The sequence below is a fragment of the Acinetobacter sp. 24-47-47 genome, from assembly GCF_057737035.1.
Genome location: NZ_CM173216.1, coordinates 1,402,358 through 1,427,175, shown reverse-complemented (window position 1 = coordinate 1,427,175; position 24,818 = coordinate 1,402,358). Strand labels below are relative to the sequence as shown.

25 protein-coding genes are annotated in these 24,818 nt (G+C 37.8%); 14 read left to right on the top strand and 11 right to left on the bottom strand.

Going from position 1 to position 24,818, the window contains the following annotated elements; genetic code table 11:
• The first annotated feature begins 16 nt into the window (after positions 1-16).
• From glnL to AC1M9E_RS06610, 3 genes are all read left to right on the top strand, one after another.
• Complete coding sequence (gene glnL, locus AC1M9E_RS06620) at positions 17-1,126, top strand: nitrogen regulation protein NR(II) (RefSeq protein ID WP_180027802.1); 1,110 nt, start codon at positions 17-19, stop codon at positions 1,124-1,126.
• Positions 1,113-2,603, top strand: a complete 1,491-nt coding sequence (glnG, locus tag AC1M9E_RS06615; RefSeq protein ID WP_488225160.1) for a nitrogen regulation protein NR(I) — start codon at positions 1,113-1,115, stop codon at positions 2,601-2,603. Before glnL ends, glnG begins: the two co-directional genes overlap by 14 nt.
• A 104-nt stretch (positions 2,604-2,707) precedes the next feature.
• Entirely contained in the window at positions 2,708-3,361 is a 654-nt protein-coding gene (locus tag AC1M9E_RS06610; protein WP_488225159.1) for a hypothetical protein, read from the top strand.
• Between the two features lie 30 nt (positions 3,362-3,391).
• Here the strand turns inward: AC1M9E_RS06610 and prpC are convergent, their stop codons facing one another.
• Both prpC and prpB read right to left on the bottom strand, forming a co-directional pair.
• A complete protein-coding gene (prpC, locus tag AC1M9E_RS06605; protein ID WP_092766353.1) occupies positions 3,392-4,522 on the bottom strand; it encodes a bifunctional 2-methylcitrate synthase/citrate synthase in 1,131 nt (376 codons plus the stop codon).
• A 4-nt stretch (positions 4,523-4,526) separates the two neighbouring features.
• A complete protein-coding gene (prpB, locus tag AC1M9E_RS06600) occupies positions 4,527-5,411 on the bottom strand; it encodes a methylisocitrate lyase (protein WP_035263679.1) in 885 nt (294 codons plus the stop codon).
• A 219-nt stretch (positions 5,412-5,630) separates the two neighbouring features.
• Between prpB and AC1M9E_RS06595 the strand changes: the two genes are divergently transcribed.
• Both AC1M9E_RS06595 and argF read left to right on the top strand, forming a co-directional pair.
• Positions 5,631-6,284, top strand: a complete 654-nt coding sequence (locus tag AC1M9E_RS06595) for a TetR/AcrR family transcriptional regulator (protein ID WP_092766355.1) — start codon at positions 5,631-5,633, stop codon at positions 6,282-6,284.
• Positions 6,285-6,402: 118 nt separating this feature from the next.
• On the top strand, positions 6,403-7,323 hold the full coding sequence (argF, locus tag AC1M9E_RS06590; protein WP_092766356.1) for an ornithine carbamoyltransferase: 921 nt from the start codon (positions 6,403-6,405) through the stop codon (positions 7,321-7,323).
• Positions 7,324-7,372: 49 nt separating this feature from the next.
• Here argF and AC1M9E_RS06585 read toward each other — a convergent pair whose 3' ends face one another.
• The 8 genes from AC1M9E_RS06585 to rpiA form a co-directional block, all read right to left on the bottom strand.
• A complete protein-coding gene (locus AC1M9E_RS06585) occupies positions 7,373-8,665 on the bottom strand; it encodes an MFS transporter (RefSeq protein WP_092766357.1) in 1,293 nt (430 codons plus the stop codon).
• Positions 8,666-8,880: 215 nt separating this feature from the next.
• Complete coding sequence (locus tag AC1M9E_RS06580) at positions 8,881-9,234, bottom strand: YnfA family protein (RefSeq protein WP_092766358.1); 354 nt, start codon at positions 9,232-9,234, stop codon at positions 8,881-8,883.
• Positions 9,235-9,295: 61 nt separating this feature from the next.
• Positions 9,296-11,572 (bottom strand): ATP-dependent Clp protease ATP-binding subunit ClpA, encoded by a 2,277-nt coding sequence (gene clpA / locus AC1M9E_RS06575; RefSeq protein ID WP_488225158.1) that lies wholly within the window; start codon positions 11,570-11,572, stop codon positions 9,296-9,298.
• 9 nt (positions 11,573-11,581) lie between these two features.
• On the bottom strand, positions 11,582-11,995 hold the full coding sequence (clpS, locus tag AC1M9E_RS06570; protein WP_035263688.1) for an ATP-dependent Clp protease adapter ClpS: 414 nt from the start codon (positions 11,993-11,995) through the stop codon (positions 11,582-11,584).
• A 16-nt stretch (positions 11,996-12,011) separates the two neighbouring features.
• On the bottom strand, positions 12,012-12,761 hold the full coding sequence (locus tag AC1M9E_RS06565) for a DUF6776 family protein (protein WP_035263690.1): 750 nt from the start codon (positions 12,759-12,761) through the stop codon (positions 12,012-12,014).
• A gap of 76 nt (positions 12,762-12,837) precedes the next feature.
• The gene (gene argC / locus AC1M9E_RS06560) at positions 12,838-13,887 is read right to left on the bottom strand and encodes an N-acetyl-gamma-glutamyl-phosphate reductase (protein ID WP_481607414.1); all 1,050 of its coding nucleotides are present in this window, start codon (positions 13,885-13,887) and stop codon (positions 12,838-12,840) included.
• 646 nt (positions 13,888-14,533) lie between these two features.
• Positions 14,534-15,217, bottom strand: coding sequence for a M48 family metallopeptidase (locus AC1M9E_RS06555; RefSeq protein ID WP_481607415.1), 684 nt, complete (start codon positions 15,215-15,217; stop codon positions 14,534-14,536).
• A gap of 112 nt (positions 15,218-15,329) precedes the next feature.
• Positions 15,330-16,001, bottom strand: coding sequence for a ribose-5-phosphate isomerase RpiA (gene rpiA, locus AC1M9E_RS06550; protein WP_481607416.1), 672 nt, complete (start codon positions 15,999-16,001; stop codon positions 15,330-15,332).
• 104 nt (positions 16,002-16,105) lie between these two features.
• Here rpiA and ilvA point away from each other — a divergent pair, with 104 nt between their 5' ends.
• From ilvA to AC1M9E_RS06530, 4 genes are all read left to right on the top strand, one after another.
• The gene (gene ilvA, locus AC1M9E_RS06545) at positions 16,106-17,644 is read left to right on the top strand and encodes a threonine ammonia-lyase, biosynthetic (protein ID WP_481592685.1); all 1,539 of its coding nucleotides are present in this window, start codon (positions 16,106-16,108) and stop codon (positions 17,642-17,644) included.
• Between the two features lie 114 nt (positions 17,645-17,758).
• Entirely contained in the window at positions 17,759-18,106 is a 348-nt protein-coding gene (locus AC1M9E_RS06540; protein ID WP_481591053.1) for a hypothetical protein, read from the top strand.
• Between the two features lie 107 nt (positions 18,107-18,213).
• A complete protein-coding gene (locus tag AC1M9E_RS06535; RefSeq protein ID WP_035263698.1) occupies positions 18,214-18,870 on the top strand; it encodes a potassium channel family protein in 657 nt (218 codons plus the stop codon).
• Positions 18,870-20,219 carry a TrkH family potassium uptake protein gene (locus AC1M9E_RS06530; protein WP_481588561.1) on the top strand — a complete coding sequence of 450 codons (1,350 nt, stop codon included), beginning with the start codon at positions 18,870-18,872 and terminating at the stop codon, positions 20,217-20,219. The genes AC1M9E_RS06535 and AC1M9E_RS06530 overlap by 1 nt, the downstream gene beginning before the upstream one ends.
• A 245-nt stretch (positions 20,220-20,464) precedes the next feature.
• On the opposite strand, the gene AC1M9E_RS06525 is transcribed toward AC1M9E_RS06530, so the two are convergent.
• Positions 20,465-20,788 carry a hypothetical protein gene (locus tag AC1M9E_RS06525; protein ID WP_481592687.1) on the bottom strand — a complete coding sequence of 108 codons (324 nt, stop codon included), beginning with the start codon at positions 20,786-20,788 and terminating at the stop codon, positions 20,465-20,467.
• A gap of 186 nt (positions 20,789-20,974) precedes the next feature.
• On the opposite strand from AC1M9E_RS06525, the gene AC1M9E_RS06520 reads away from it, so the two are divergent.
• From AC1M9E_RS06520 to AC1M9E_RS06500, 5 genes are all read left to right on the top strand, one after another.
• A complete protein-coding gene (locus AC1M9E_RS06520; protein WP_035263702.1) occupies positions 20,975-21,874 on the top strand; it encodes a LysR substrate-binding domain-containing protein in 900 nt (299 codons plus the stop codon).
• Positions 21,875-21,959: 85 nt separating this feature from the next.
• Positions 21,960-23,045, top strand: coding sequence for a tRNA (uridine(54)-C5)-methyltransferase TrmA (trmA, locus tag AC1M9E_RS06515; protein WP_481607417.1), 1,086 nt, complete (start codon positions 21,960-21,962; stop codon positions 23,043-23,045).
• Between the two features lie 242 nt (positions 23,046-23,287).
• A complete protein-coding gene (locus AC1M9E_RS06510; RefSeq protein WP_035263705.1) occupies positions 23,288-23,521 on the top strand; it encodes a hypothetical protein in 234 nt (77 codons plus the stop codon).
• A 114-nt stretch (positions 23,522-23,635) separates the two neighbouring features.
• Positions 23,636-23,872 (top strand): hypothetical protein, encoded by a 237-nt coding sequence (locus AC1M9E_RS06505; RefSeq protein ID WP_092766368.1) that lies wholly within the window; start codon positions 23,636-23,638, stop codon positions 23,870-23,872.
• 147 nt (positions 23,873-24,019) lie between these two features.
• Positions 24,020-24,607 (top strand): lecithin retinol acyltransferase family protein, encoded by a 588-nt coding sequence (locus tag AC1M9E_RS06500; RefSeq protein WP_481591057.1) that lies wholly within the window; start codon positions 24,020-24,022, stop codon positions 24,605-24,607.
• Positions 24,608-24,818: the final 211 nt, after the last annotated feature.

The following is a 24,818-nucleotide window of genomic DNA, read 5'->3' as shown; positions in this document are numbered from 1 at the left end:
CAGGATTTTGAGGTTAATGAATCAACAACCAACGATTGATTACCGTTTACTCGTAGACAACTTGAGCACTGCGATACTTTTAGTCGATAGTGAATTAAATATTTTTTATTTAAATTCCTCATGTGAAGCACTCTTTGATATCAGCTTATTAAGAGCATCAGGTCAATCTGTGCTCAGTATTTTACAATCTCCAGGTGATTCATTTAACACAGAAGAAGCACTCACGAATACATTACTCACGGGGCAAGCTTATACCCGCCGTGAAGCGACTATTATTGTGAACTTTAAAGATGTACATGTTGACTATTCTGTTGCCCAACTTAACACTGGCAAAAGTTATCACCCCCTCCTTCTGATTGAACTCAATCCAATTGATCGAATGTTGAAAATTTCTAAAGAAGAAAATTTTATTCAACAACATCAGGTCGCACGCCAATTAATCAGAGGTGTCGCGCATGAGATTAAGAATCCATTAGGGGGCATACGTGGCGCAACTCAATTATTGGCACGTAGTTTAAATGATCCTGAATATAAAGAATTTACGGACATTATTATTAGTGAAGTAGATCGCCTGAGAAATCTTGCTGACACAATGCTCGGTTCTCGGCAGTTACCAAGCTATGAACCTGTAAATATTCACGAGCCTTTGGAACGCGTTCGTTCTCTGATTGTGAACCAAACAAAAAAGAAAATTAAAATTACTCGTGATTATGATCTTTCTTTACCTGATGTTGAAGCAGATCGGGATCAACTTATTCAAGTGATGTTGAACATCAGTGTAAATGCTATTCAGGCCATGACTGAAAATAAAGAGTTTTTTCAAGACACTCAACCTGAATTAACCCTGCGTACACGTATTCATCGCCTTGTCACGATTAACGGAACTTTACATCGCTCAACTGTTCGAATTGATATCGAAGATAACGGCCCTGGCGTTCCAGAGGAAATTTTAGAGTCCGTATTTTATCCATTAGTCACAGGACGCGCTAAAGGAACAGGCTTAGGTCTGAGCATCGCACAAAATATTATGCATCAACACAATGGAATGATTGAATGCCAATCTGTTCCAGGCAAAACCGTATTTAGTCTTTATATACCTTGGGAGTTAAACCATGTCGCGAAATAAAATTTGGGTAATAGATGACGATCGCGCCATGCGTTGGGTTCTAGAAAAAACATTTAAAGAAGCAGGTTTAGATGTTACCAGTTTCGAAGAAGCTCAATCTGCACTGGATCAGTTACTTGATGATACACCTGATGTAATTTTGACAGATATACGGATGCCAGGAATTGATGGTCTTACCTTTCTCGCTAAAGTCAAAGGTCATTATCCTGATCTACCTGTGATCATCATGACGGCACATTCGGATCTAGAGTCAGCAGTATCAAGCTATCAAACGGGTGCTTTTGAATATTTACCAAAACCATTTGATATTGATGAGGCTTTAGCACTTGTCAATCGTGCCATCATGCACATTAATAAGCTCCAACAACAAGAATCTGCGAAATCATCCGTACAGCCAATTCAATCAACTGAGATCATTGGAGAATCTCCTGCAATGCAGGAAGTCTTCCGAGCAATTGGACGTTTGTCGCAATCACACATTACGGTATTAATTAATGGTGAGTCAGGTACAGGTAAAGAGTTAGTCGCTCATGCATTGCATCGTCATTCACCACGTAGCAGCAAGCCATTTATTGCGCTTAATATGGCTGCCATTCCGAAAGATTTGATTGAAACTGAATTATTTGGTCATGAAAAAGGTGCATTCACTGGCGCTAATACTCAGCGACAAGGTCGTTTTGAGCAAGCCAATGGCGGTACATTATTCCTTGATGAAATTGGGGACATGCCATTCGAAACCCAAACGCGTTTATTGCGTGTTTTAGCTGATGGCGAGTTTTATCGCGTCGGTGGACACATTCCAGTGCGTGTTGATGTCCGCATTGTCGCTGCGACTCACCAAGATCTAGAAAAATTAGTACATGATGGACGCTTCCGTGAGGATCTTTATCATCGTCTGAATGTAATTCGTATTCATATTCCTAAACTTGCTCACCGCTCGGAAGACATTCCGATGCTCGCACAACACTTTCTCGCACGAGCAGGTAAAGAACTTGGTGTAAGTCCAAAGATTTTACGTACAGAAACTATTGAATACATGAAACAGTTGCCTTGGCAAGGTAATGTACGTCAACTTGAAAACACATGTCGCTGGCTGACAGTGATGATTACTGGAAGAGAGGTTTACCCAGAAGATCTTCCTTCTGAGTTAAAACAACTACCAATCCAAAAATCTGATGATCCAAATCATCCACACAATCAAGCAGATCGTATCGCTATTCAGCATTGGGATGAGTTGCTTAGTCAGTGGGCTGTACAAAAACTCAAAAATGGCGAAATGAAATTATTGGATATCGCCACGCCTATGTTTGAACGCACCTTAATTAATGCTGCACTACAACAAACTCGAGGAAGAAAACGCCATGCTGCTGAGCTTTTAGGTTGGGGTCGCAATACCTTGACTCGTAAGCTAAAAGAATTAGGAATGGATACTGCTGAAGATGATGAAGATGAAGTTGTAAGCACTACTGCCGAGTAAACTTCTAGATTTAGGTTAATCAACACATTTGATTAACCTATTCTTCATCATAATTCTAAAATTTTAAATCATGCTCAATATAAAATACAAAAAGATGAGTCCAAATGAACAATAATCACTTAAAGCATAAAACTTATCTAGGTATCATCTTCTGCCTTATTTCTTCACCCTCCTTTGCCACAGTCGGCGGTCCGGAGACAATAGAAGTACTAGGTTCAGATATTAAAGATCAGAAAATATATTATTTACGCCATTACCATGATGAATCTGGTCGACCACCAACACTTTATTATTATTTGCTCAACAGCAGAAACCCACATAAAGCGATTGAGGTTCAATCCATTTATACCCCATTAAATAGCCGAAATCACATTACTGAAACTCAGCATACGCTACGCAAAATTCAAAGTATTCAAGCTCATCTTGTCAAACCAACAGCATTACGCCCCAAGACTGCTAACCTAAAATTAAATAAACAAAGAGAACAGACTGGAAATTTTTGGTTAAACGTGCCTGAAATTCAAGTAAGTAAATTCCAATCTCAGGTACAACTCAGCCAGAGCTCTGATCCTTCAATGTATAAAAGCCAACAATTCGAGAATATTCGATATCATCGTAATTTACCTCAGATCAAAAAACTTTACGTACTGTCTCACACTTTTCCCAATTATCGCGTTGCAGTTATTAGTTATATGAGTATTCCTATTGAAACTGGCTACGAAAAACAAGATGCCATTTTACTCAGCTCAACAAAATAAAAAGCTCCCGAAGGAGCTTTTTTATGCTTTTCAAGCACGTTGTTCAATTGGTACAACTTTGCGTAATTCAGGCCCTGTGTAATCTGCACTTGGTCGAATAATACGGTTGTCCGCACGCTGCTCCATCACATGTGCCGCCCATCCTGTTACACGAGACATCACAAAAATTGGCGTGAATAGCTTCGTTGGTATACCCATAAAGTGATAAGCAGAAGCATGGAAGAAATCAGCATTACAGAATAATTTTTTCTCTCGCCACATGACTTCTTCACAACGTACTGATACTGGATATAAAACAGTATCTCCTACATCCTTAGCCAAGCGCTCAGACCATACCTTAATAATCCCATTACGTGGATCATTGTCTTTGTAAATTGCATGACCAAAGCCCATGATTTTTTCTTTGCGTTCGAGCATACCCAGCATTTCGCGCTCAGCTTCTTCAGGAGATTTCCATTGCTCAATCATATCCATTGCCGCTTCATTTGCACCGCCATGCAGTGGACCACGCAAAGAACCAATAGCACCTGTAATACACGAATGTAAATCTGATAACGTCGAAGCACACACACGTGCCGTAAATGTTGAAGCGTTAAATTCATGTTCTGCATAGAGAATTAAAGAAACATTCATGACTTGTTCATGTAATTCATTAGGTTTTTCGCCACGCAATAAATGCAAGAATTGAGCACCAATTGAGTCGTCATCAGTATTTTCTTCGATACGAACACCATCATGGCTATATCGATACCAATAACAAATAATGGCTGGCAATGTTGCCAAAATACGATCAGCTATATCTTGCTGTTCACCAAAGGACTGTTCTGTTTCTAAGTTACCCAACATAGAAACACCTGTACGCATAACATCCATAGGATGTGAATCTGCTGGAATACGCTCAAGCACTTCTTTTAGTGCTTGTGGTAACGCTCTAAGTGATTTTAGTTTTGCTTTATAGTCCGCAAGTTGTTGCGCCGTCGGTAGTTCACCAAAGAAAATTAAATATGCAACTTCTTCAAATTGGCAATTTTCCGCCAAATCTTGAACATCATAACCACGATATGTTAAGCCTGCACCACTTTTCCCAACGGTTGAAAGTGCTGTTTTACCTGCGACTTGTCCACGCAATCCTGCGCCAGTCAATACTTTTCCTTCAGCCATTTTTTTATTTCTCCTGAGTGAATAGCTTATCTAGTGTGTTTTCGAAAGTATGATAATCAAGGAACTCGTATAATTCTTTTCGTTGTTGCATTTTATCAATAACATTCACTTGCGTGCCGTCTTTACGAATTGAATGCATCACTTCTAATGCTGCTTTCTGCATCGCACGTGTCGCAGACAATGGGTATAACACCATTGAAATTCCCTGTTCTGCTAGCTCTTCGGTCGTATAATAAGGGGTATCACCAAATTCAGTGATATTCGCTAGCACAGGCACACCTACAGCATCACAAACTGTTTTATACATCGTTATATCAGTCATCGCTTCCGCAAAAATAGCATCAGCTCCAGCTTCAACACATGCACATGCACGATCAATGACGGCTTGAAGGCCTTCTTTTTGCAGCGCATCCGTACGTGCCATGACCACAAAATTAGAATCAGTTTTTGCATCAACAGCAGCCTTAATACGGTCTACCATTTCTTGTTGAGACACAATTTCTTTATTAGGACGATGTCCGCAGCGTTTTTGCGCAACTTGGTCTTCAATATGAACAGCAGCAGCTCCAGCAGCGATCATTTGCTTGATACTTCGTGCAATATTAAATGCACCGCCCCAACCTGTATCAATATCCACAAGTAAAGGCGTATCTACACGTTCAGTGATACGACGAACATCTTCAAGCACATTATCTAAACTCGTCATTCCCAAATCAGGAAGACCATAGGAATAGTTTGCAACACCTGCGCCTGATAGATAAATTGCTTTATAGCCAACTTGTTTTGCCATCATTGCTGCATATGCATTTACAGTTCCGATGATTTGTAATGGCTTTTCCACTTCTAATGCTTGTCTAAATCTTAAGCCTGCAGACGATTGTTCTGTCATATTCCTTTCCACAGTGTTTACTATAATTATCGAGTTTTTAGTATATCTATAAATTTAGTTTGATATATGACCGTTTAGTATTTTTGCTCTAAAACTTTAGTCATATAAAAATGAATTATCATTCATTTTTTGATTTTGTTATTATTTTGAGTGTCAGGCGTTAAGTGCTTTAATTTGTTATACTCCATCTTCAATTTCATTTTTCGCTATTGTTACTGCATGCAACATCCATTTCCGCATATTGAAACTTCTGGTTGTGATATGCCCCATACTCGCCGTGGTCAAGAACGACGTTTAGCATTATTGCTAAGCGCCAATACGCTATTCTTGGAACGTGGCTACGATGCTGTGTCTTTGGATGATATTGTTCAACATGCTGGAGGCTCCAAAGCATCTATTTATAAATATTTTGGCGGCAAAGAAGGCCTTTTTACTGCTATATGTGATTATCGACGTGAACTCTTTTTTAAAGATATCTGTGTTGCATATGATCCAGATCATGGCGATTTTAGATCTTATCTGATACATACACTACTTAACTTTCATCGCCACATTAAAAAAGAAGATCATACTGCCTTTATGCGCCTCGTGATTGAGCAATCCCAAAAAAATCCAGAACTTGCTCTTTATTTGCACGAAAAAGGCCCTAAACATATCCAGTTAGCGATCGCAAATGCATTAGAAAATGCGCATAAACTTGGTGTGTTAAAATGTGAAAATCCTTTATTTTCTGCTCAATTATATTTTGGAATCTTAAGAAATTTAGAATGGAAAATTTTAATGGGGATACCAGTACTTGAAACCGATCAAGAAACCATCGAATACATCAGCTATTCTGTCGATCGCTTCCTAGATGGGCACCAAAAAGTCTAGTTTTTTTGCAATTCTCTTTACATATAGTATATTAGTCGATTCTCGTTTTTTTTCATCAACCAACAATTATTGGTCGTCTCATTCACTATTTTGACGAAACAATGATTGTGGAGTAACCATGGCTCTACGACATTTTCTTACTTTACGTGACCTTTCAACTGCAGAATTAAATCGCATTATTGATCGTGCTATAGAATTAAAACGCATGCAGCATAATCATGAAGTCTACCAACCCTTTGTTGGTAAAGTAATGGGAATGATTTTTGAAAAATCGAGCACACGTACCCGTGTTTCTTTTGAAGCTGGTATGACCCAATTTGGTGGTAGCGCAATTTTCCTCTCGTCCCGGGATACGCAATTAGGTCGCGGCGAACCGATTGAAGATTCAGCTCGCGTTATTTCAAGCATGCTTGATATTGTGATGATTCGTACTTTTGGCCACGATATTGTCACACGTTTTGCAGAATATTCTAAAGTCCCAGTTATTAATGCACTGACCGATGATCACCACCCTTGCCAATTGCTTGCTGATGTTCAAACATTCGTAGAACACCGTGGCGCTATCCAAGGCAAAACCGTTGCGTGGATTGGTGATGGTAATAATATGTGTAACTCATATATCGAAGCTGCACATATGTGGGGCTTTAAACTTAAGATTGCATCACCAAAAGGTTATGAACCAAAACCTGAATTTCTCTCTGAATTCGCGCACTGCGCCGAAGTTGTAGACTCTGCTGAAGATGCTGCAGTGAATGCCGACCTTATCGTTACTGATGTTTGGGCCAGCATGGGACAAGAAGAAGAGCAAAAAATTCGTGAAAAAGCTTTTGCTGATTTTCAAGTCAATGAACGTCTAATGGATCTTGCTCATCCAGACTGTTTATTTATGCACTGTTTACCTGCCCATCGCGGTGAAGAAATTTCAGAAAATATGCTCGATCACAAAAATGCTGTGGTATGGGATGAAGCTGAAAACCGCCTTCACGCTCAAAAAGCACTTGTTGAGTTCCTCATCAATGAAAGCTTGAAAAAAGATTAATTTCATCCACTAAAAAAGCACCCTCGGGTGCTTTTTTATTTTCTAATTCTTAATGATCATCTTTTAAATATTTAGGTTCTTTGGGAAGTTGCCAACTACAAAAGAAACATACGATTAAAATAATGATCACGTAAATAAAAAATGAATTTTCAATTCCTGCGGCCTTAAACTGCAAGGCAACAGAAGGTGCAGAACCACCAAATACGGCATTACCTATCGCATAAGAGAAACCTACACCCAACGCACGTACATGCGGAGGAAACATTTCAGCTTTTACAATACCGCCAATAGAGGTATACAAACTAAGCAATAGCATCAGGAAAATCAGTAGCATCGCGACAATGAATGGAGTTTCGCTGAAATATCTCATCCCGATTGCCATGACTGGATAGATAAATATAGCCATCAGACCACTAAATAACAGCATAGAATTTCTGCGACCAATACGATCTGACAATGCACCAAAGAATGGTTGCGCCACCATGAGTACAAAAATGCAGGCTGTCATCATCAACCCTACCGTTTTAGGATCTATTCCAATATTGGTAAGGTAAGTTTTTGAGTAAACTGTAATCACATAGAAACTAAGAGAGCCTGCTGAAGTATAACCAACTACCAAAAGGAAAGTTTTCCAGTGATTTTTAAAAAGCTCACGAAGTGTACCAGAATCTTCTTTATCACTTTCATCACTGGATAAAGTCTCTTCTAATCTACTTCTCGCTAATAAAGATAAAATTGCTGCAACACCACCAATAATAAATGGAATTCGCCATCCCCCATCATAAAGCTGCTGTTCAGACATAAAAGCTAAGAATATTACACCCAATAAACTTGCAAGGAGTTGACCACCCGTGAGCGTTACGTATTGAAATGATGAAAAAAAGCCACGTTGACCTTTTAAACCCAATTCACTCATATAAGTCGCCACAGCACCATATTCACCACCAACGGATAAGCCTTGAAGCAATCGAACCATTAATAATAAAAACGGTGCAGCCATACCCACTTGCTCATACGTTGGTAACGCTGCAAACATGAAAGAACTTATAGCCATCAATATAATTGAGATGACCATTGATTTTTTTCGACCGTGTTTATCTGCAATTCGACCAAAAAGCCAACTACCGATAGGTCGCATAAAAAAGCTTGCTGCAAATACACCCCACACATAGATGGCTTGGGTAGAACTATCCATATCTGGCGCAGTTAAAGCTTGGGTAAAATATACAGCAAATACTGCATATATATAAAAATCAAACCATTCAACTAAATTACCAGAAGCTGCACCAATAATTCCTTTGATACGGCTGGTTTTTTCTTGCTTGGAATATGTTGTAGACAAATGAAAAATCCTTATTCTAATTACATTGTTTATTGTCGAATAATGATGAAACTCTGAAGTATTTCAAAATTATAGGCGGAAAATATATGCCTATTTCATGCCAATTTAAAAAGCCTTTATGTAAATTTTATTAAATAGGCTTCTAAATTTTTATCAAAAATATTCAAGGTCGATTTATTATTAATTTAATTAAACAGACTTTCTCCTATAACAGCTCACCGAATTAAGCCTTGTGGCTGTAAAATGATAATCAGCGCCCCGAAAATAACCACTCCGCCACCAATGATATCCCATTTAGTAAGATCCATTTGATCCACAAACTTTAACCACAACAATGCCGAACAAATATAAATACCTCCATATGCAGCATATATTCGACCTGATGCTGCTGGATGCAAAGTCAATAACCACACAAAAGCAGCGAGTGCGACAAAAGTGGGTAGCCACAACCAATGCGAACGCCCTTGATTTAGGATCAAATATGGAAAGTAACACCCTAATATTTCCATCAGTGCTGTCAGAAAAAATAACGCTGTCGTAGATATTACTTTTGTAACTTGTATGTCCATACTTTCACCCAAAAATTAAAGCCCGTTTAAATAAACGGGCTTTAATACAATTAATAACACACTATGCTGGTTCAGCTGCAGAATCTTCAAATACTTCCAACTTTAATCCAACAGCTTTGCCATCTTCTTTTTTAACTGTTACTGCTACATTACCGCCGTTTTCAGCCAGCTCACCAAATAAAATCATTTCAGCAAGCGGCTTTTTCAAATGCTCTTGAATCAAACGCTGCATTGGACGAGCACCCATCAGACGATCATAACCATTTTCACTTAACCAATCTCGTGCAGACTGATCTACTTCTAAAACAACTTTTTTGTCATCAAGTTGAGCTTGAAGTTCTGTAAGGAATTTATCTACTACAGAATCGATTACTGTCGTAGGTAGAGCTTTAAATTGAATAACCCCATCTAAGCGGTTTCTAAACTCTGGTGTAAATGCCTTCTTCATTGCTTCCTGATTATCACGACTATTATCTTGCTCTGTAAAACCAATACTTGTACGGGAAATACTTTCAGCGCCAATATTCGTTGTTAACACTATAATGACATTTCTGAAGTCTGACTTACGACCATTATTATCAGTTAATGAACCATGATCCATGACTTGCAGCAATAAATTAAACACATCAGGATGTGCCTTTTCAATCTCATCCAATAACAATACACAATGTGGATTTTTATGTATTGCGTCAGTCAGTAAGCCACCTTGATCAAAACCAACATAACCTGGAGGTGCACCAATTAAACGTGAAACCGCATGGCGTTCCATATATTCAGACATATCAAATCTGACTAGTTCAACACCGAGTAGTTTTGCAAGTTGTTTTGTTACCTCAGTTTTACCTACACCAGTAGGTCCTGCAAATACAAAACTACCAACTGGCTTATCTGGTGCTTTAAGCCCAGCTCGTGACAATTTAATTGCAGAGGATAATGCGGTAATCGCCTCATCTTGACCAAATACAACTCGTTTAAGATCACGCTCTAAGTGCTCAAGTACAGATTTATCATCTTTAGACACAGTTTTAGGTGGAATTCGTGCAATTTTCGAAACAATATCTTCAATATTTTCAACTGTAATCAAAGTGTTATCTTGATCAGCTCTCAAACGTCGTTGTGCCCCTGCTTCATCTATTACGTCAATCGCTTTATCTGGGAGGAAGCGATCATTGATAAATTTAGCCGATAACTCAACTGCAGAAACAAGAGCTGCATCATCATATTGAACTTTATGAAATTCTTCAAATTTAGACTTGAGTCCACGAAGAATATCAATTGTTTCATTAATTGATGGCTCATTAACATCAATTTTTTGGAAACGGCGTGATAATGCATGATCTTTTTCAAAAACTTGACGATATTCTTGAAACGTTGTTGAGCCAATGCAACGTAAAGTACCATTTGCCAATGCAGGTTTGATTAAATTCGATGCATCCATAGTGCTACCCATACTTGAGCCTGCACCAATGATCATATGAATTTCATCAATAAACAAAATTGCTTCGGGCTTCTTCTTTAGGGCATTTAACAATTGCTTTAATCGTTTCTCAAAGTCACCACGGTATTTTGTACCTGCAACAAGTGCACCGATATCTAAACTATAGATTTCCGCATTCAACAGTGGCTTTGGTGCTTTATTGTTAACAATCAGCCAAGCCAAACCTTCTGCTATGGATGTTTTACCCACACCTGGATCACCCACCAAAAGCGGATTGTTTTTACGACGTCGACATAGAATTTGAGCTGCACGCTCAATTTCTTTTTCACGACCAATCAAAGGATCGGTTTTACCCTTTAAAGCTTCTGCATTGAGATTTAGGGTATAAAGTTCTAATGGACCTGCATTTGCTGAGGCTGAGTGTTCACCATCTAAGTCATCCGTTTCTTCTTCAGCTGGAACATCTTCCTTACGCGCACCGTGTGAAAGATATTGAGTTAAAGTAAGACGATTGATTTGGTGGCGTTTTAGCAAATAAACCGCAAATGAATCTCTTTCTGAGTACATTGCAACCAGTACATCTGCACCTTCAACTGTCCGATCTCCACCACTAGACTGAACATGGAAAATTGCACGTTGCAATATACGATCAAAGCTTTCTGTAGGATGAGGCGCTTGCTCAGCATTATCGCCTAATTTAGGCGTATGTTGCTCTACATACTCTTCAAGTTCTTTACGCAAACTGACAATTTCTGCACCGCAGGCTTTTAGTGCATTCACGGCAGAATCATTATCTAAAAGTGCGAGTAACAAATGTTCAACTGTAAGAAACTCATGTCTCTTTTGACGAGCCATGCTAACAGCCAAACGCAGTGATACTTCTAATTGACGACTGAGCATGTGATCCCCTTATTCTTGTGGCTCGATCTGGCAAAGCAATGGATGACTTTGAGAGCGCGCATAATTGTTGACTTGATTCGCCTTGGTTTCAGCAATGTCTCTAGGATAGACACCTGCGATACCTTTCCCTTGATAATGTACTGTTAGCATTACTTCGGTAGCTTGGTCAAGATTCAATGCAAAGTATTGTTGTAAAATTTCAATTACAAAATCCATTGGCGTGTAATCATCATTCAACAATACCACATTGTATAAGGGAGGTCGCTTAAATTGCGGTGGTGCTGTTGCTACAGCTAAATCGCCATCGGCTTCATCATTTTGTGCATCACTCAATCGTGGATTGAAGTGCCAATCCACCAATCCAGATTGTTGAAATGATAATTTAATGTCATTGAGACATTTATGACGTTTATTACTTCGCATAGCACTCTATAATCTATTATTGAGAATTTGCCGCAGCTTGCGGTACTTCAGCTGCAAATGCAGCAGTTGATTCGATTGCTTCACCACGTTGCCAACTAAAGCGCTTGGTTTGAGCACTTGAGCCTTTTACACGGATTTCAATAAATTGGGGCGTAAAGCCTTTTGGCATCGTCCAACGACCAGTTAATCGCTGATAATGGTCGAAATTGAATGATTTTTCTGAAATTGGAACAACCAAGACTTCCGTACCTTGAATTAATCTGATTTCAATTTCACCAGATGCTTTACGTTTATTCGGACTGACTTGAACTAAATCAACCTGATATTCATATACATTTTCTGGAAGCGACTTAACAGCTAAATTTTGCACTGTTAAACTTAATCCACCACGTTGTCTCAGCACTTCTCGGAAAATCGCACTCTGACCTTCAATTTGAAGTTTTTCAGCGTTGGCTTGATTTAATGCAGCATACATATCATTTGAGTTAGTTACAGCAACATCACGTTCTTGAACTGAGGTATTTAATTTCTTATTCAGCTCAGATAATTCTTTTTTTTGTTTTTCGACAACTTCAACCAATTGTTCCGCGTCAGCATCATAACCAACTACAGTTAGACCTTGACGATGACCAACCGTATAGCCCAGAAGTAAACTGCCTGCACATAAGATGATTCCACCCGCCATAAGGGGTTTATTCGATTGAAAAAAACCGATATTTTTTTCATCTTTATGCTGTGACGTATTATTTGATTCTGAGTTTTGCATCGTCATCTCTAATTTATAAAATCAAAACACACATTTAACTGCAAAGTTAAATGTGTGTGAAGTCAAAAAAGGTTTTTTATGGTAATAAACCAATCACGTTAAGGCCTGCATTTTCCGCAAATCCAAACATTAAATTCATGTTTTGAACAGCTTGTCCTGCTGCACCTTTCACCAAGTTATCTTGGGCAACTAAAATGACTAACTTTGTTGGTTGTGGTTTATACAACGCAATACGTAAATCATTTGATCCACGAACAGAACGAGTTTCTGGTGAACTTCCTGCCGGCATAACATCAACAAACTGCTCGTTTTGGTAGAACTGTTCGTAAATTACTTGCAAATCGGCTTGCTGACCTGCTTCTGTTAAGTCGATATATATTGTAGATAACATGCCACGAATCATCGGCACCAAATGCGGAACAAAAAGGATATTGTCAAATACACCTTTCTGTCCCGATATATTTTCAAGCGCTTCAACAATTTCAGGATGATGGCGATGCCCTGCAACACCGTAGGCTTTGAAGTTATCAGCATTTTCAGTATAGATCATGCCTAAACTTGCTTTGCGTCCAGCTCCAGATACACCAGATTTTGCATCAATAATAATACTTTCAGGTTTTACCAATACTTCTGAAGATCTCAGTACAGGCGCCAAACCAATTTGAACTGTTGTTGGATAACAACCAGGATTACCAATCACTTGAGCTTGTTTAATTTTTTCACGATTGAGCTCAGAAAGCCCATACACTGAATTTTTAAGTAGATCTGGACAATCATGCTCCATACCGTACCATTTTTCAAATTGCGCTAAATCCTGCAAACGAAAGTCAGCGGCTAAATCGATTACTTTTGTATTCGCTGCTACTAATTCTTCAGCGTGTTTCATCGCTACACCATGTGGTGTAGCAAAAAACACAACATCACATGACTTTAATAAATCTAAGCTTAAATCTGAAAACTCTAGATCGGTATGACCACGTAAACTTGGAAACATATCATCGACACGACGACCAGCCTCAGTACGAGAAGTCAGTGCTTTCACTTGAACATTTGGGTGTCGCAGCAAAAGACGCAAAAGTTCAACGCCTGTATATCCTGTACCACCAACAATACCAACTGAAATCACGATATCTACCTCTAAATGACTGTATTCGTTACAGGCAGTAGTATGACAGGAACTTGTGACTTTCTGAACCCTTTCATATGGGAATGCTGTTATTTTATAAGTTTAATAATTTAGATGGCTCTGTTAAGCATCTAATAAAGTCTATCATGTGACTTCATTGATTTTCTTGCCAACTCAAATAGCATAAATACAGTGCAAATATAAACCCTGGGAGAGCAAAAAATACGATCGGATCCTGTTTCACAACAAAAGGAGTTACCCCCCATACCGAACATAACCCTCCACTCACGGAAAGCAATTTAGAAATCCTTTTTTGATTTATCCATAAAGTTGCCATAATCGATAATATCAACCACGCTATAGCCCCGCCAAAAAGCGATAAATAGTTCGTCCAATGATAGTGAATAGGATTAATCGGGTTCAGTAGAATATACATGAGGATGCTATAAAGCATTAAAGCAGGTACAGACAAAATTAGAATCAAAAAACACACATCAATTCGTCTTATGAGCATATTAGTGACAAACTAACCAAACAGAGCAATCATGATAGCCAAAATTTAGAATACCAGTCGCCAAATCAGACTAATTGACTAGCGCTAAACAATTGATTTTTTAATATCGACAAAGCAATCCCAGCATAATAATTAATTATGCATCCACCAATATGGCAACGGCGTTATTTTTAATTTTTTTCGGTTAAGTTTAAAATCTGGATCATACTTCGCCACTTCCGCCCAAAACTGAGCACTATGATCAAAATGCTTTGTATGTGCTAATTCATGCACACAAACATAGCGTGTTATTTCCTGAGGAAAAAGCACCAAAGCACTATTCAACATAATGTCATGACGTGCTGTACAACTTCCCCACCGCGTTTTTGGCTGACGAATCTTACAGCCATGATAAGCTAAACCACACTGATCAGATACTTGAGCCAGATATACAGGCAGATGCTGTTTAGCATAATCAATAACAAAGGCTTTTAAATATTGTTGAGGCTGACGATCACTCACACTCAGCTCATTCATCACTGAATCAAACTTATAGTTTAATTTCTGCTGAATATATTGAATTTGAATAGAATTTTCTAAATTAAATAACTGTAAAGATAAAGGTAAAACGCGATCAATCTGTTGAATTTTACTTTGTTGTGCCTGCCAAGTTTGAACGATCCAAGCTTCTGAATCTTGAACAAACTGTTGTATTTGTTTATGGGTACAAAACCATGGCGCAGTCACACGAATTGACGTTCCATCTATACGTAGACGTAGTCTTTTCGATCGAATACTTTTGGTGATTTCAATATCAGGAAGGTCGGATAAAGTCATTGTTATTCTTTAATTATTAAATCCCCATCTCCCCCTTTAAGAAAGGGGGAAGAAAAGCCCCTCTAGTTAAAAAGAGGGAGTTTAGGGAGACTAGCTCGTCAAGGAGTTAAAATTAAATCGCTGTACGCTCTTCAATACCGTTGTTGGTCGCAACAATCGCAATGTCTGCTTTATTCAAAGCAAAGATACCGTTGCATACCACACCAGGGATATCATTCAATGTTTTTTCAAGCTCAAGTGCATTTAAGATATTTAAGTTATGCACGTCTAAAATCACGTTACCATTGTCGGTCACTACACCTTCACGGTACGCTGGGTCGCCACCTAAAGAGACAATTTTACGAGCAACAGCAGAACGTGCCATTGGGATCACTTCAACAGGAAGTGGAAAATCACGCCCCAACTGATCTACCCATTTAGAATCATCTACGATACAGACGAATTTTTTTGCAATCGATGCCACGATTTTTTCACGTGTCAATGCCGCACCACCACCTTTGATCATGTGCATATGACGATCAATCTCATCTGCACCATCTACATATGCATCAAGACCACCCACTGAGTTCATATCTACCACTTCAATACCCAGCTTCTTCAAACGCTGCGCAGTCGCTTCCGAACTTGCAACTGCAGCTTCTAAATGAAGTTCAGGAAGTAAATCAATCAAAAAGTTAACAGTACTGCCTGTGCCTACGCCTAAAATGCCCCCTTTCGGCAAGTGTTTTAAAGCTGCTTGTGCTGCTGCTTGTTTTTTCTCATCTTGGGTTGCATATAGACTCATGACTTCACTCAACTAATTTGGACTTTTGCAGTTATTTTAAACCGCTAAGCCTTATGGTTTGTTACAATAAGCGCCTATTTTAAACTGTTAGATGGAAAATTAACATGCTGTCTCGTTTGGTTCGACAAATTTTACAAGCAACGGTATACGACGTTGCTATCGAAACCCCACTCGAAGCGGCACCACGAATTAGTGAACGTCTTAATAATAATATTCGTTTTAAACGTGAAGACCTACAACCCGTATTCTCTTTCAAACTCCGCGGTGCCTACAACAGAATCAGCCAACTTCCTAAAGCTCAACTAGAACGAGGTGTCATTACCGCTTCTGCTGGTAACCATGCTCAAGGTGTAGCTCTCTCAGGAAAAAAATTAGGAATTCGCGCGATTATTGTGATGCCTAAGACAACACCAGACATTAAAGTCCAAGCAGTAAAGCGCTTAGGTGGTGAGGTCGTACTTCATGGTGATTCTTTTGACATCGCAAATAAATACGCAATTCAACGTGCACAAGAAGAAGGAATGACTTTTATTCCGCCTTATGACGATGAACTCGTTATGGCTGGTCAAGGTACAATTGCCAATGAAATTTTACGTCAATGGCGAGATGTGGATTATGTATTCGTTGCCGTTGGGGGTGGCGGTTTGATTGCAGGTGTTGCTGCTTACCTTGGTGATGTTGCACCGCATGTAAAAGTTATTCCTGTGGAATATGACGAGTCAGCTTGTTTAAAAGCCGCTTTAGAAGCAAATCAACGTGTGATTCTGCCTTCAGTTGGTTTATTCGCCGATGGTACAGCTGTGGCGCAAATCGGTGAAAAACCTTTTGAAGTGATTCGTCTGCAAAAATCTGACAATTCAGGCCCAATCGTAGAACCAGAAGTTGTTCTTGTGAATACTGATGAAATATGCGCAGCAATTAAAGACACCTATGATGAATGCCGTAGTATTGTTGAGCCGTCAGGTGCGATGGCACTTGCTGGTATTAAAAAATATGTGGCTGAGCACGGCTTAGAAGGTAAAAACATCGTTTCAATTGTATGCGGTGCAAATATGAACTTTGACCGTTTACGATATATTGCAGAACGAACTGAATTAGGTGAACGTAAAGAAGCTATTTTTGCTGTCACGATTCCTGAACAAAAAGGTGCATTCCTCAATTTCTGTCGTGCCCTTCAAGGTCGAAATATTACTGAATTCAACTACCGTGCAAGTAGTGCGACTGCAGCGCAAGTATTTGTTGGAATTAGTTTAAAAAGCGGCGAAAAAGAACGTCAAGAAATATTCGAGACATTAAAGTTTCAGTACGATGTGGATGACTTATCTGATGATGAAGTTGCCAAATTACATATTCGCTACCTGATCGGTGGTCATGCTGATATTGAAAATGAACGTTTATTCCGCGTTGAATTTCCTGAACGTCCAGGTGCATTATTAACATTCTTGGAACGTCTTGGTCCAACGCATAACATTACCCTGTTCCATTATCGTAATCATGGTGCGGCTGAAGGTCGTGTATTGGTTGGACTCGAAGCTGAAGATGCACAACAAAACCCTGATGGTTTAGTTGAAACATTAGAAAGTATCAATTATCCATACGAAGAAATTACCAATAATCTTGGTTATCAACGTTTCCTCAAATAAAATCAATACAGCCTGTCATTTTGACAGGCTTTTTTAATTCAATAATTGATATACAATTAAAATCGAAAGATAGAAAAAACGATCACTTTAAAATTTTAGATATTAAGATAAATCATGCAAATATGGTTCAGTTTTGTAGTAATTCCTTTTCTCATGTGGATCATCTTTTCCGCAATTCTGTTTATTTCGAAATATCTATATCCTGAAGTTACCACCGTAAGCAAATTCCTCGAAGTTTTTATTTTTTTAGGTTATGCAGCACTACCCTATATCATGTTGGGATTAGCACCTATTTATCGTTATCGTATGACGTTGATATATATGATGGCAATTGTGCTCATGACAAGTTTCGTTCATGCTAACTTTATGATCGATCATATTCATTTAACTTATATTTACTTAGCACTTTCATGGACATTGATTTCAATTACGATTTACTATTTTTATAGTGATCACAAATAATCCTCAACAAATGAATTGAATCAACTCAGATCAACAAGATAAACTCACTCGAAGCGAAATTAAAATCAAATCATTACTTTCTGATCTTTAAAATTTTAGGATATTCAATGGCGCTATTTGCAGTAATTGGCTTAGGCAGCTTTGGTGGTACAGTTGCATTAGAACTCACTCAATTAAAACATGATGTGATTGGAATCGATACTGAAAAAAAATACGTTGAAAATATCTCTGATAACATCAGTCATGCTGTCATCGCCGATGCCACAGATGAACATGTACTTCGAGAACTGAATGTGCAGAATTGCGATGCCGTCGTTGTCGCAATTGGAGAAGATATTGAGGCCAGTATTCTATGTGTCCTCAACCTTAAAAATTTAGGCGTAGAAAAAATCCTAGTAAAAGCAAAATCGAAAGCCCATCATATGATTTTGACGCATCTCGGTATTGGTCAAATTATTCATCCAGAAGAAGACATGGGTATTCGCGTTGCACAATCATTAAGCTACCCAATGGTTAGACGCTATATGGCGTTGAATGATGACCGTTATATTGTCAAAGTGGAAGTGGGTGAAAAACTACAAGGTGTAGAATTTAAAGATATCATGGAGCACAGCGACGGCGTACAAACATTATTATTACAACGTGGCACACATGTAATTTATGACATCGCACCTGGTACATTGCTGCAAAAAAATGACATTTTAATTGTTGAAGGTCCTGTCAATCTTTTACGTAAACTCTCATCGAGATTTATTTCGAAATGATGAAATTTTATGATCAATTGATCAATAAAAAAACGCAAAGTATTAATTTGAGTCCACCAAGTTTGCTTGCTTTGGGCTTCCTCAGTTTTATTATCATTGGAACATTACTGCTAAAACTTCCCTTTGCACACGAAGGAAATGTCTCTTGGCTAGAAGCCTTATTTACCGCCACGTCTGCTGTGACAATTACGGGACTTTCTGTGGTCAATATTGGCGAGGCATATACGACTTTTGGTCAGTTCATCATTATGCTACTCATCCAATGTGGTGGCTTAGGATTCATGACCTTCGCAATTTTGGCTGCTTTGAGCCTTTCCACTAAACTTGGTTTAAAGCAACAAGTGATGGCTCAAGAAACAATTGGTCAAACCAGTTTAGCAAGGGCCTCGTTCACAGTTAAAGCCGTCTTATTGTATTCTCTATTTTTCGAAGGGATTGGAACATTCATCCTGACATTTACATGGCTTCAATACTACGATTTTAGTGATGCTCTGTTTTATGCAGCCTTTTACAGTATCTCAGCATTTAATAATGGTGGTTTCTCTCTTTTTCCAAACAGCTTAATGAGCTTTTCAGGTCAATATGCTGTAACACTGACCATAAGTATGTTGTATATCATTGGTGGAATAGGTTTTGTGGTACTTATGGATATCAAACGCGCTCATAAGTGGAAAAAACTCTCAACAAACAGCAAACTCATTCTTTCTACTATCGCAGGACTCAATCTATTTGCCTTTATTATGATTTGGTGTTTAGAAGCAAATAATCCATTGACCCTCGCCCCAATGTCAATTGGAGACCAAGCATTAAATGCTTGGTTTCATGCCACAGTACCGCGATCCTCTGGATTTAATAGTATTGATATGGCCAGTATGAGTGATCCAGCAACCTTGGTGACTATGCTATTAATGTTTATTGGAGGCGGATCTTTAAGTACTGCTGGTGGTATTAAAGTAGGTACATTTATTATTGTAGTATTAAGTGTGATCACGTTTTTGAGACGAGCTGACGAAGTCACTGTTTTTAAACACTCGATTCCCGCAACGGTCACCTATAAAGCTCTTGCGGTCATTAGCATAACTGCTATGCTCATTTTCATTGGTTTCTTTACGCTGTTAATTTTAGAGCCTAATAAACGTTTTCTAGATTTACTATTTGAAGCTGTTTCCGCGGCTTGTACAGTCGGATTATCTAGAGGTATTACTTCAGAATTACAACCTGCAAGTTTATATATGCTCATGATACTGATGTTTGCGGGTCGTCTCGGTCCTTTGACATTGGCTTATTTAATTGCAACCCCTAAAAAAAGCAGGTTGAGTCATCCTAATGCTGAAATCCAAGTGGGTTAGATAGAATTCACTTGGATCTAAAGTGAAGTTGATCGATAAAACACGAACCAATCCAAAAATAGATCAGATGTTTATAGCCATAAGTGCGTTTTATGTATGATAGCCATGATTTCTTTATGCAAAGCATTGAACTTATCATGAATTAACACAAACTTAGAACTTTGCAATCAATAACCCAATACAAAGAAATTAAAAGACTCAAGGTAACTCCAAGTCTTTTCACCATATGCGTGTGATTAAAAAAATTATGATTGGAAACCAATATAACGATTGAGGTTTTCGACACCCAATGCAACTTTATAAATTTTAAACTGAGCTAAATCAGAACGTGTAATCTCAGTAAACACATCCGAGTTTTCATCATCTGCATGAATTTCATCTACTGTGCGAGGCATAGTTGCTTCAAATTCATCTGAAATAAATTCAAATCCCAAGTCCATAGCAATAAACAATGTATGATCACAAGGTTGAATATATTGCTCTTCATTCCAGTCGATAACAGCGTGTTGACAATGCGGGCACTGTACATTTTCTTGAGGATCTTGAAGTTCAATTGTTGTATAAGCCATGTCAACCTTAAGTATTACGTGCTATAAAACATAAGTTTAACCATTGCTTTTAGATTTTTAAATAGCCCTCTTTATTCATTACTACATATAACAACCTTAGATTTTAGAGAAAACACAGCAACTCAATTGACTATTCAGAACAATAATGTATTTTTTAACAAAACGTCGCATATATGGAATGAATCCATGCTTTCAGATTTAGATGATTTTTATTGCTTTGCCCTTGTTGTCGAACATGGTGGTTTTAGCGCTGCCGAGCGAGCAACTGACATTCCCAAATCAAAATTGAGTCGACGTGTTTATAATTTAGAAGAAAATCTCGGTGTAAGGCTTATTCAACGTAGTTCACGTCATTTTGCTGTCACTGATATTGGGATGAACATTTATCGCCATGCGCAAGTAATGATGAATGCTGCCCAATCTGCTCATGATTTGGTAGATCATTTAAGTGAACAACCAAGAGGCTTAATTCGTGTCAGTTTACCCGTATCAATTGCCCAGCATGAAATGACCAAAATACTGCCAAATTTCCTTAAGCAGTATCCTGAAATCAAAGTTCAATTGATGGTTACTAATCGACGTGTCGATATCATCAATGAAGGAATTGATTTAGCGCTTCGTGTTCGCTCAAGTTTGGATGATGACCCAAGTTTGGTCATTCGAAAATTTGAAAATATTGAACAACATCTTTTCGCCAGCCAGGCTTATCTCAATGAATTTGGATCTATCAAAAAACCTGAAGAACTCTCAAATCATCGAATATTAAGTATGGTTGATGAACATACTGATCAACAACTCGTACTACATGATTCAAACAACAAATCGATTAAAGTCAAAGTGAGTCCAGTCGTGATGGGCTCTGACTTACTTATGCTTGCACAACTTGCAAGTGACAATTGTGGGGTAGCATTACTCCCAGACAGTATTGTTGAAGATTATATTAAAGATGGGCGTCTTGTTAAGGTTCTGCCTAACTGGAATGCACCACACGGTATTTTTCATGTGGTTTACCCTTCTCGCCGTGGTTTATTACCAGCTGTACGAGTGTTCATCGACTACTTAGTTGAGCACCTCACCAAAAGATAGTCACAACAGCATAAAGATTTAGAAGAATGTTGGCTTATTATTTGCTACCATTCACTCTGCTTTGTGCTAGTTTTTTTTAGATTTTATGACTTCTATTTATCAACAACAACTTGATGCAAAAATTGAACGTATCCGCAATCAATTTGCTGAATATCAACCACCTGAACTAGAAGTTTTTTCATCTCCTGAAAAACATTTCCGTATGCGAGCTGAGTTCCGTATTTGGCATACAGAAGATGATATGTTTTATGCCATGTTTGAACGCACGGAAGATGGTATTCAAAAGAAAGTTGTACGTGTTGATGAGTTTCCAATCGCGGATAAATCTATTAATGATTTAATGCCAGTTCTCCTGTCTGAACTAAAATCAAATGCAGTGCTCTCTAAGCGTCTGTTTGAAGTACATTTTCTTTCAACGTTGAACGGTGAAATGCTGGTTTCATTGATATATCGTTGTCCGCTTGATCAAGACTGGGAACAACTAGCAAAAAATTTATCTTCAAAACTCAATATTAAGATTATTGGTCGCAGCCGTGGTCAAAAAATTGTATTGACGGATGAATATGTAGTTGAAGAATTACAAGTATTTGACCGTAAATTCAAATATAAGCAAATTGAAAGTAGCTTCACGCAACCTAATGCGCAAGTTTGTCAAAAAATGCTGGCGTGGGCATGTAATGCAGCTCAAACCAGTGATAAAGATCTTTTAGAGCTTTATTGCGGTAATGGTAATTTTACCCTTCCATTATCGCTAAAGTTTAATCGCGTTCTAGCAACGGAACTGGCTAAATCATCAGTTTATGCAGCGCAATGGAATATTGAGCAAAATCAAATTAATAATATTCAAGTTGCTCGCCTTTCAGCTGAAGATTTTACCTTAGCATTCAATGCAGAACGTGAGTTTAGACGTTTACAAGAAGCCAATATTGATATTCAAAGTTATGACTTCGATACTGTATTTGTAGATCCACCTCGTGCAGGCATTGATGATGATACCTTGAAGCTGCTTCAACGCTTTAACCGTATTATTTATATTTCATGCAATCCAGATACTTTGCACGACAATTTAAAGATGTTATCGGAAACTCATAAAATCACTAAATTTGCGCTGTTCGATCAATTTCCTTATACCCACCATGTCGAGTCAGGCGTTCTTTTAGAGAAAATTTAAACAATTTATTTCTTACTAAATGGACAGTTCTTACACTGTCCATTTTTTATGCTTTTTGAATTTCACTTAAAAATCATATGAATAAAGAAAAATTTAATTTTTCAATGTCATAATTTCGTTAAACTTTAGGTTTATCATCGAAATATTTATTTTAAAATGTGCCTTAAATCACGATTACAAACTTGCATTAAATTTTAAATCGACTATATTTCGACCTATCTTTGGTTGCAAATGAAGGCTCTATGAGTTTTTGGCAAAAGCTGTTTTCATCAGATTCGCAGCAGAACGAGCATAAAAATCAAATTGCTTGTGTTGAAAATGATTGTTCATGTAAGACTAACGATCAGTTGATCGAGGCTTTACAAAAGGCATCAGATGAAGATGTAATCCGCGGAATCAAAAAAGTTCTTATTTCGCGTGGCTATTCAAAAAAAGATCTTACTGATTTATTGAGTAACAAAATCACCCTTCAGTAAAGAAAAAAAGCACTGCATAGACAGTGCTTTTTTTATGATAAATTTTCTGTTCAATTTAAAAATGTTCAATTAAGATAAGCTCATAGGATAATTAAAAATACATTTGGGGATTCAATGAAAAATATTCTATTCATTATTTTAGGGGCGACTTTCATATCGCTTAGTGGTTGTAATAAGCTACCTTCAGCATGTGAGGAAGTTTGGGGCAACATTGAAAAATTAGCGAAAGAGAGCGGTATTCCTCAAACTGCCATAGATCGTCAAAAAATCGAGTTTGAAGAGCAAATTAAACAGCTTCCTAAAGAAGATGCAATTAAAAATTGTGAAGCACAAAATGCTTTCTTCTCATAACTTCATTTGAGTTGAATAAAAAATTTAGGCACCTTTTTTAGGGTGCTTATATTGTATTTATACCTCATTATTTATTTCCAATTCGGTTATACTGTGGACTCTCTTTCAATAAATGTACATCTGTAAAGTTATTGGAATATTTTATAAATGCGGCATAAACACGTCAAAACATTCCCTCTTGGTGCTCACTTAATTGTTAAGCATTTTGGTTATTCACATCATGGTATTTATGTGGGTAAGGGTCGTGTTATTCATTATTCAGGTTTTGCTCATCTCTTTAAAAAACATCCGATCGAAATTACATCTCTGCAAAAATTTGCACATGGCAAAAAAATTACGATTCGGCATTATAGCACCCCCAAATATTCAGGTCGTGCTGTCGTAAGACGAATGCGCTCTCGAATGCATGAAAATAACTATCATCTCATTATTAATAATTGTGAACACTTATGTTCTTGGGCGATCACGGGCATCGAAAGTAGTCCACAAGTCATCAAAATGATGAATAGACTCACCACCATTGGTTATATCAGCTCACTCATGAGCTACTTAAATAGTCTTCTTTTAACTTTAGCAACCACCTGTTTTGCTTTGGTATTTTATATTAAGAAAAAGTTAAATGATCAGCGCAAACTGAAAGGCCCTGTGTATATCGCTTTACAGCAACATCAGAAACTAAATCAAAAAAAAGCCCCGCTTAAGCAGGGTTTCGAGGAAAACAAAGTTTCAAATTAACCTTTCGGTTGAATTAAATATGCGCTTGAAAATCCAAATAGTCAAATATATATTTGAAATATAATGTTATTTTAGTTTTTATTTATAACTTATTAAATTATTCTTAAATACTCACCTTTATCTAATCATGTGAATTTAATCACAAAAATTATTTATTAACCTAAATTTGAATAAAAAAAAGCCTGAATCAATCAGGCTTTTTTTGATATTA